The 7,416-nt window shown below is 43.3% G+C and carries 8 protein-coding genes; 5 read left to right on the forward strand and 3 right to left on the reverse strand.

What is annotated here, in order from left to right; all coding sequences use genetic code 11:
* Positions 1–2: 2 nt before the first annotated feature.
* Positions 3–1,241 carry an FtsX-like permease family protein gene (locus B0I21_RS18550; RefSeq protein ID WP_133641986.1) on the forward strand — a complete coding sequence of 413 codons (1,239 nt, stop codon included), beginning with the start codon at positions 3–5 and terminating at the stop codon, positions 1,239–1,241.
* On the opposite strand, the gene B0I21_RS18555 is transcribed toward B0I21_RS18550, so the two are convergent.
* Positions 1,238–1,882, reverse strand: coding sequence for a hypothetical protein (locus B0I21_RS18555; RefSeq protein WP_133641987.1), 645 nt, complete (start codon positions 1,880–1,882; stop codon positions 1,238–1,240). The two genes, B0I21_RS18550 and B0I21_RS18555, sit on opposite strands and share 4 nt — an antisense overlap.
* A 51-nt stretch (positions 1,883–1,933) precedes the next feature.
* Positions 1,934–2,209, reverse strand: coding sequence for a NifU family protein (locus B0I21_RS18560; RefSeq protein WP_133641988.1), 276 nt, complete (start codon positions 2,207–2,209; stop codon positions 1,934–1,936).
* Positions 2,210–2,432: 223 nt separating this feature from the next.
* On the opposite strand from B0I21_RS18560, the gene B0I21_RS18565 reads away from it, so the two are divergent.
* From B0I21_RS18565 to coaBC, 3 genes are read left to right on the forward strand one after another with little or no spacing between them, the layout of a single operon-like run.
* The gene (locus B0I21_RS18565; protein ID WP_133641989.1) at positions 2,433–3,365 is read left to right on the forward strand and encodes an outer membrane protein assembly factor BamD; all 933 of its coding nucleotides are present in this window, start codon (positions 2,433–2,435) and stop codon (positions 3,363–3,365) included.
* A gap of 26 nt (positions 3,366–3,391) precedes the next feature.
* On the forward strand, positions 3,392–3,721 hold the full coding sequence (locus tag B0I21_RS18570) for a DNA-directed RNA polymerase subunit omega (protein WP_133641990.1): 330 nt from the start codon (positions 3,392–3,394) through the stop codon (positions 3,719–3,721).
* Positions 3,722–3,727: 6 nt separating this feature from the next.
* Positions 3,728–4,945, forward strand: a complete 1,218-nt coding sequence (gene coaBC / locus B0I21_RS18575) for a bifunctional phosphopantothenoylcysteine decarboxylase/phosphopantothenate--cysteine ligase CoaBC (protein ID WP_133641991.1) — start codon at positions 3,728–3,730, stop codon at positions 4,943–4,945.
* Here the strand turns inward: coaBC and B0I21_RS18580 are convergent.
* Positions 4,926–6,290 (reverse strand): methyltransferase RsmF C-terminal domain-like protein, encoded by a 1,365-nt coding sequence (locus tag B0I21_RS18580; RefSeq protein WP_133641992.1) that lies wholly within the window; start codon positions 6,288–6,290, stop codon positions 4,926–4,928. The two genes, coaBC and B0I21_RS18580, sit on opposite strands and share 20 nt — an antisense overlap.
* 64 nt (positions 6,291–6,354) lie before the next feature.
* Between B0I21_RS18580 and B0I21_RS18585 the strand changes: the two genes are divergently transcribed.
* Positions 6,355–6,741, forward strand: a complete 387-nt coding sequence (locus tag B0I21_RS18585) for an SRPBCC domain-containing protein (protein ID WP_133641993.1) — start codon at positions 6,355–6,357, stop codon at positions 6,739–6,741.
* Positions 6,742–7,416: the final 675 nt, after the last annotated feature.

Genomic DNA, 7,416 nt, shown 5'->3' on the forward strand with positions numbered 1-7,416 from the left:
GGATGAAATTGCCTATCTTTTTTGCAAAGCGGTACCTCTTCTCCAAGAAATCCCTCAATGCTATCAATATCATTTCTACGATCAGCGTGGTAGGCGTCCTGGTGAGCAGTGCAGCATTGGTCATCGTGCTTTCGTTTTACAATGGTATGGAAAACCTGATCCTCTCCTTATATAGCACATTTGCGCCAGAGCTGCGAATAGAACCGACGAAAGGGAAGGTATTCAATCCCGACCAAAGGGTGTTCGCTAACCTCAGGCAGCATCCGGCCATAAAAAGTTATTCGGAAATATTGGAAGAAAAGGTACTGATACAGTATGAACATCAACAATTTATCGCGCAAATAAAAGGCGTAGAGCCTAAAAGTTTAACCGAATCGAATCATCAAGAAATGCTGTACGCCGGCAACTTAAACATCTATGCAGACAGCACAAATTTCGCATTGATAGGTGCACAGGTTCAGGCGAACCTCCGCATACCGTTGCAGGGCTACGATAACACTATCCAACTTTTTTCTCCCAGAAAAGGAAGCACGGGCAACAGCGTGAACCCCATGGATGAAATCAATATCCGCAATATCGCTCCCTGCGGTCTGCTTCAATATCAACAAGGATTTGATAATTTGGTCATCACACCGATTGACTTCGCTAGAGACTTACTCAATGAATACGACGCGGTATCTGCGATAGAATTGTATACCAAAGATCCGAACCAGTCCGAAGAACTACAGAAACAGACGCAAAAGGTCTTAGGTGACGATTTCATTGTTAAAAGCCGTGAGCAACAAAACCCACTACTATACAAAACCGTGCGTTCGGAGAAATGGATCGTATTTTTCATTTTAACGGTAATCGGCATCATTGCAATATTCAATATCATTGGATCCTTAACGATGTTGGTAATCGACAAGAAGCAAGACATGACGGTACTGAAAAGCTTAGGAGCAAATAATTGGCTCATCCAGCGCATCTTTTTTTATGAAGGTGTTATGATTGCTTTTATTGGTGGTATAATTGGTATCGCCGTGGGATTAGGTTTCTGCCTCTTGCAGGAAAAATACGGCCTTATCCGCACCGGCGATGGCGAAAATGCTATCATGGATATATATCCAGTAGACATTCGACCGCTCGATTTTCTGTTAGTATTTGTTACGGTGATGCTGGTGGCTATTCTTATCTCCTACCTAGCTTCATCGCTAAGTGTCCGGGAAATCCGTAATGATGCGATGCGCGCTGCCGATTAGTATTGTAATCGTTTCCTACTGTAATCTCCTTTTACGATAGAATTAATAAACGATCCCCAAGCCAGAGGGCTTAGTAACGGATTCGCAAAGCGCTGGTTGATGTTTTTATTAGTCATGTTGATATGGCGCTGCATAGAATTAAACGTTTGGATTTCGTCGGCGCTACGTGGCGTCACCTGCGAGAGCGCGGCCAATGCTTCCGGAGATAGGCTCCTCCGAATACGGGAGGCATCATCGTTACTCACGTCCAATGCCAAAAAGGCCAAGTTAAACTCCTCGATGCTGGCCCAGGGAAACGGCATAACAGCAGGAAGTTCGATGACCAAACTTTTCATGTTGATCCGGGCCGTAAATTTGTCCGTGGGTGTATAGGGAATAACATACGTTAGCGGATCAAACCCCACTGAAGTAAAGGAAATCGTGTCCCCAACGTGAGCAACGAAGGAGAAAAAACCTTCGTTATCGGCCGCATGGGCTTGGTTGTTGTGACTTTTGTTAGTTACGGTAACAAAAGGGACGGGCAGCTCTCCTCCCACCGAACTGATGAGGCCGCTGAATTGTATAATTTTCTTTTCCTGAGCCTGAGCCTTAGAAAAGAAAACTAACATAATCACAACCGCAAAAAAAATCCGTCCTACCATATTCCAAATTTATACAAACTTCGAGCAAAAGCCTGTTAAATTGTGTTAACCCTACAATTGTCCAGGTGTAATTGCGTTGGGATCATTGATGTCCGTCAAATTGATAGCCTCCACAGCGGTAATTTCCGGAACAGACTTCTTAATTGCCTGTTCTAAACCAGCTTTAAAAGTCATAATGCTCATGGAACAACTCGCGCAAGTACCCAGAAGTTTCAATTTAACGACATTATCAGGAGTAATCTCTTCCACGCTAACGTTCCCCCCATCCGTCTCCAAGTAAGGACGAATGCTATCTAATGCCTGTTCTACTCGCTCTTTTAATGTCATTTCTTAATAAAGTTTTATGCTGTAAAGATAGTTAAAATATTAAAATTATTTTGATTAACAAAGCGATAGCGGGCGAATTCAACATTTCATTGACATCTCTCGTAACAGACAGGTTAAAGAATGTTAAAGAGCTTTAAATAAGCATGCTTATGTCAAATTTAGCGGTAACTTGCCGCACTAAAAATTAATTGAATCTTATCCGAATTTGATGTATCTTTGTAAAATGTTTTTAGATAGACGTATAATATCCATAATTGCTTGCGCGGTCATGGTAATGTTCGCAACAAGTTGCAAAAGCAGGTTTGAAAAACTTCGAGCCAGTAATAACATTGCTATGAAATACCAAGAGGCAGTGAAGTATTACGAGAAGAAAAAATATTCTAAAGCATTGATTCTTTTTGACGAGCTGATGAGCAAGTATAGAGGACAGTCTGAGGCTGAAGACCTTTATTATTACACCGCTTATACCAGCTACCGTCTGCGCGATTATACATCTGCGCGCTTTAACTTTAAAAATTTCGCAACGACTTACCCAAACAGCCCTCGTGCTGAAGAGTGTCGATTCATGTCTGCCTATTGTTTTTACCAAGACTCTCCACGGTTCTCCTTAGATCAGGAAAATACAAAGAAGGCCATCGATGAGTTACAGCTGTTCATCAACTTGTATCCGGATGGTGAAAAAGCAAAAGAAGCGGGTGATTTGATTCAGAAGTTGCGTGACAAATTGGAGCAAAAAGCCTATGCCAATGCCCGATTATACTTTGACATGGGGCAACCCGATGACTATCGTGCGGCGGTGATTGCTTTCGAGAGCATGTTGAGAGAATATCCGGATACGCGGTATGCCGAAGAAATCGAGTTTTTGATCGTAAAAGCGCAATATCTATTTGCGCAGAACAGCATGCCTTACCGCCAGGAAGCGCGTTACAATGAGGCCATTGATTACTACCAATCCTTTATCGACCATTACCCGCAAAGTAAATTTAAGAGCGATGCTGACAACCTACGGTCTAGCGCAGAAAAAGAAATAGCATTTGTCGTTAAGCGAATGGATGCCATAAACAAAATGCGTGAAGAGCAGCAAAAGGAGCTTGGAATAAGTAAAGAAGAAGCGGAAGCGAAAGAAACAAGTGAAGTTAATTCCTCTTCGAAATAAATTAGAAATTCTTAATACACTACAAAATGAGTCAAAATAAAAGTACTTCTGTCCCAAGTTCAACCGTTACACGTGATTTGAGACAATTGGATAAAGGAACGGATAATATCTATGAATCAATCGTTGTTATTTCCAAACGTGCCAATCAAATTGCCGTAGACGTAAAAGAAGAATTGAATGGTAAGTTGTCAGAATTTGCCAGCAACAACGATAACTTAGAAGAAGTTTTTGAAAATCGCGAACAAATCGAAATATCAAAGCATTACGAACGCATGCCAAAAGCATCGCTTGTTGCTGTTGACGAATTTCTGAACGATAAAGTTTACTTCAGAAACCCTACTAAAGAACAAGATTAATCTTCGATGTCTGTAAAAGACAAAAATATTGTAATTGGTATATGCGGCGGAATAGCCGCATATAAAATTACATACCTCGTTCGGTCGCTTGTCAAGAGCAGCGCCCATGTGCAGGTAATTATGACACCGGAGGCTAAAGCCTTTGTTACCCCCCTTACCTTTGCTACCCTCTCTAAAAATCCCGTTTACGCCGATTATTTCGATCCCAATACTGGTGTGTGGCACAATCACGTCGATCTTGGCCTGCATGCCGATCTCTTGTTGATCGCGCCCGCGACAGCCAATACACTCAGCAAAATGGCTCATGGTGGATGCGATAATTTGTTGCTAGCCACGTATCTCTCGGCAAAATGTCCAGTGATGTTTGCGCCAGCTATGGATCTAGATATGTGGAGCCACCCTAGCACACAGGATAATGTATCCCGACTACAAGGATTTGGCAACATCTTAATCGCGCCTACATCGGGAGAGTTAGCTAGCGGATTATCTGGAGAAGGTAGGCTGGCAGAGCCCGAAGATATTTTTGAGGCCATTTCCACTTTTTTCCACGATGCTTTACCGCTAAAAGGGAAAAAAGCGTTGGTCACAGCAGGCCCCACGCATGAGACCATAGACCCTGTTCGTTTTATCGGAAACCATTCCAGTGGAAAGATGGGTTTCGCGATTGCAGAGGTGCTTCAACAGTTGGGAGCTGAGGTTATGTTGGTGAGCGGTCCCACTGCACTTAAAACGCCCGAAAAGGTGCAACGGCATAATGTAACGACTGCGCAAGAAATGTTGACCCAAGTAGAGCAGCATTTTGAAGACGCAGACATCGTGGTTATGAGTGCCGCCGTAGCAGATTATACACCGGTTGAGGTGGCGAGTAAAAAGATCAAAAAGAAGGATGAAGTCTTTACGATTGCGTTACGCAAAACGACAGATATTTTGGCGACGCTGGGTGCGAAAAAATTGGCGAAACAAACACTAGTGGGCTTTGCGCTCGAGACAGATAATGAGCTGGAAAACGCCAAGGGGAAGTTAGCACGCAAAAACTTAGACTATATCGTCTTAAACTCCATGCAAGACCAGGGAGCGGGGTTCGCTGTTGATACCAATAAAGTCACCATTATTGGCAAAGATCTCCATACGATCGAACTACCGCTGAAAAGCAAGAAAGAAATTGCGAAAGATATTTGCGACATCATCGCAGATCATCAACTCGCTAAAGGTGAACAATCCTAGATTCTTTCGGATAATAGTTGTTTATCCGGTTTGGTAGCACCTTTACCCAACCCAAGTTAACTCCAGAATAACGTACCAAACACCAGCCTGTTGACGCATCAAAGTCACTTCTATCGAGCTGCTCTTTACGAAGATACTGCTGCGCAGTTGCTAATGACACCTCTTGGGCAGGCAAATCGGCCTTAACATGGATACTCATTGCTAAATCATGTCCAGGAATGAGTTCTTTACCTAACCACTTTCCAATGTTGGTCCCCGCATTTCGGATGTATAGCATGTCTTGCAATAGTTTGAAATCATGGCTAAACATGGTGGGGAAAATATGCACTTGATCACCATGTAAAAAGTGCTGAATCGTGTCCGTATTATCTAACCATTGTTCCAGAACAGCTTTTGATACGGGCGTTTTTTCCGGCTTCGTTCTTCTCAATTCGAAAGAAGCTTGTTCCGCCCTCTTGCGCAAAACAGCTACAAAAAAACCCTCTCCTTTCACCTTATCGGGATAAAACCGGTAGCCAAAGCCATGTGCTACGGATGACTGGGTTTCTTCTATTCCCCAGGCAGCATTGATGCCTATCTGCACGCTATCAAACCCGTATTCGGCAATTATCCAATCCACGATATTCTCATTCTCTTCCCTGGAATAGGAGCATGTAGAATAAATAAGATAGCCGCCCGTGGCAAGCGCGGAAACGGATTCTGCCAAGATGCGTTTCTGACGATCACTACAGAGCTTTACGTTGGCCAAAGACCATTCATCAATGGCTCCTGGATCTTTTCGAAACATCCCAGATCCGGAACAGGGCGCATCAACGACCATAAGGTTAAAATAGCCGGGAAGCCGTCCAAATGCCGATGGGTCATTGTTCGTGATCACCACATTATCCATTCCCCAACGACCCAAGTTGTCCAGCAAAATGCCGGCTCTGCTCTTTATCACTTCGTTCGATACCAGTAGGCTTCTTGCTCCCAAGTAGCTGTTTAAAAGCGTCGATTTGCCTCCTGGTGCAGCGCACAAATCGAGCGCCTTCACGTCTCCGTTACGCAGGCCAAGTTGCTCTACAATATGCCCTAAAAACATGGATGACGCTTCTTGTACGTAGTAACAGCCGGCGTGATACAGAGGGTCTAATGTAAATACCGGGCGTTCCGCTAGATAGTAGGCGTCGTCGCACCAGGGAACAGCACTTAAGCCATCAAACATCCTATGCGTATCCTTCATTGGATTTACACGGATAGAGGTCACCTTCTCCCCTGCTTCATGCGTTTCAAGGAATGACACTTGGTTAAAATGCGCTTCTTCACTTAATCGTTTAATTAGTTCATTCGGGAGGAAGTTGCTCATCAATATATCGTTTTATTCTCTGTAAATTTACCACATTAAGGAAAGAATAACAAAAACAGCCAAAATGAAGGACTTTAAAAAATACTATATCGTAAAAGCTACACCAGAGGATATCTACAAGGCGTTGACTACGGAAATCACAATCCGCCTGTGGACTGGCGACCTTGTTGAAATCGATCCCCAGGAAGGAGGGGAGTTTTCCATGTGGGACAGTGCGATAACTGGCAAATTTATAAGTATGGAGCCTTTTAAAAAGATTGTGCAGCAGTGGTACTTCGGCGACCAAGATGAACCTTCCATCGTCACGATAAAACTTCATGAGCACAAAAAAGGAACATCATTCGAGGTGCAGCATATAAACATTCCCGATGAAGCTTACGTTGATATAGTAGATGGTTGGGACAATACCTATATGGCATCGTTGATCGAATTTTATGAGGAGGAGGACTAGGTCGTGGGTATTGCGTGTTGAGTATTGCGTAGTGAGAAGTGGGTATGGAGTAATGCGTATGGCGTAGTGAGATATTATAGTTAGTAGATAGTACGTAGTAGGTAGATTGAGTAGTGGGTAATGCGAATTGAGATATGAAGAAGTGTTTTATAGTGAACGTCATTGCGAGCCAGAGGTACGAGGGCGCGGCAATCTTGCGTGTGGAGTAATGAGTAATGGGTATGGCGTAGTGAGATATTGTAGATTTTAGTATGTAGTACGTAGTAGGCAGATTGGGTAATGGGTAATGCGAATTGAGATTAGATATTAGTATTTAGTAGTTAGATTGTAGTGCTTCGTATGTAGGGTTTGGTACCCTATACAATCCTTTTTACTTTCAGATGTACCAACCTCTATTAACAAAAATGTCGCATCGAAAGCTTTGCAATATGTAGAAATTTGCCCCAGCACACGCCATCCCTTGCAAAGGTTTCAAGCGACGGGGTTTTGAATACTTTTGCCCCACAAAAGTATTTGCCCTGCCGCGGCAGGCGGCGGAAAGGTTGTGGGATGGATGTTGGTAGCGGGTATTGAGTAGTGGGTAGTACGTATTGAGATACTATAGATTTTAGTATGTAGTACTTAGTATATAGATTGGGGTATTGGGTAATGCGTATGGCGTAATGAGATTAGATA

Origin of the sequence: Sphingobacterium paludis, from assembly GCF_004364125.1 — a bacterium.
Classification (GTDB): Bacteria; Bacteroidota; Bacteroidia; order Sphingobacteriales; family Sphingobacteriaceae; genus Sphingobacterium; species Sphingobacterium paludis.

Coding starts and splice junctions, on each gene's coding strand:
- B0I21_RS18565 (WP_133641989.1), top strand. CDS start 2,433: ATGTTTTTAGATAGACGTATAATATCCATAATTGCTTGCGCGGTCATG.
- B0I21_RS18580 (WP_133641992.1), bottom strand. CDS start 6,290: ATGAGCAACTTCCTCCCGAATGAACTAATTAAACGATTAAGTGAAGAA.
- B0I21_RS18550 (WP_133641986.1), top strand. CDS start 3: ATGAAATTGCCTATCTTTTTTGCAAAGCGGTACCTCTTCTCCAAGAAA.
- B0I21_RS18585 (WP_133641993.1), top strand. CDS start 6,355: ATGAAGGACTTTAAAAAATACTATATCGTAAAAGCTACACCAGAGGAT.
- B0I21_RS18555 (WP_133641987.1), bottom strand. CDS start 1,882: ATGGTAGGACGGATTTTTTTTGCGGTTGTGATTATGTTAGTTTTCTTT.
- B0I21_RS18570 (WP_133641990.1), top strand. CDS start 3,392: ATGAGTCAAAATAAAAGTACTTCTGTCCCAAGTTCAACCGTTACACGT.
- coaBC (WP_133641991.1), top strand. CDS start 3,728: ATGTCTGTAAAAGACAAAAATATTGTAATTGGTATATGCGGCGGAATA.
- B0I21_RS18560 (WP_133641988.1), bottom strand. CDS start 2,209: ATGACATTAAAAGAGCGAGTAGAACAGGCATTAGATAGCATTCGTCCT.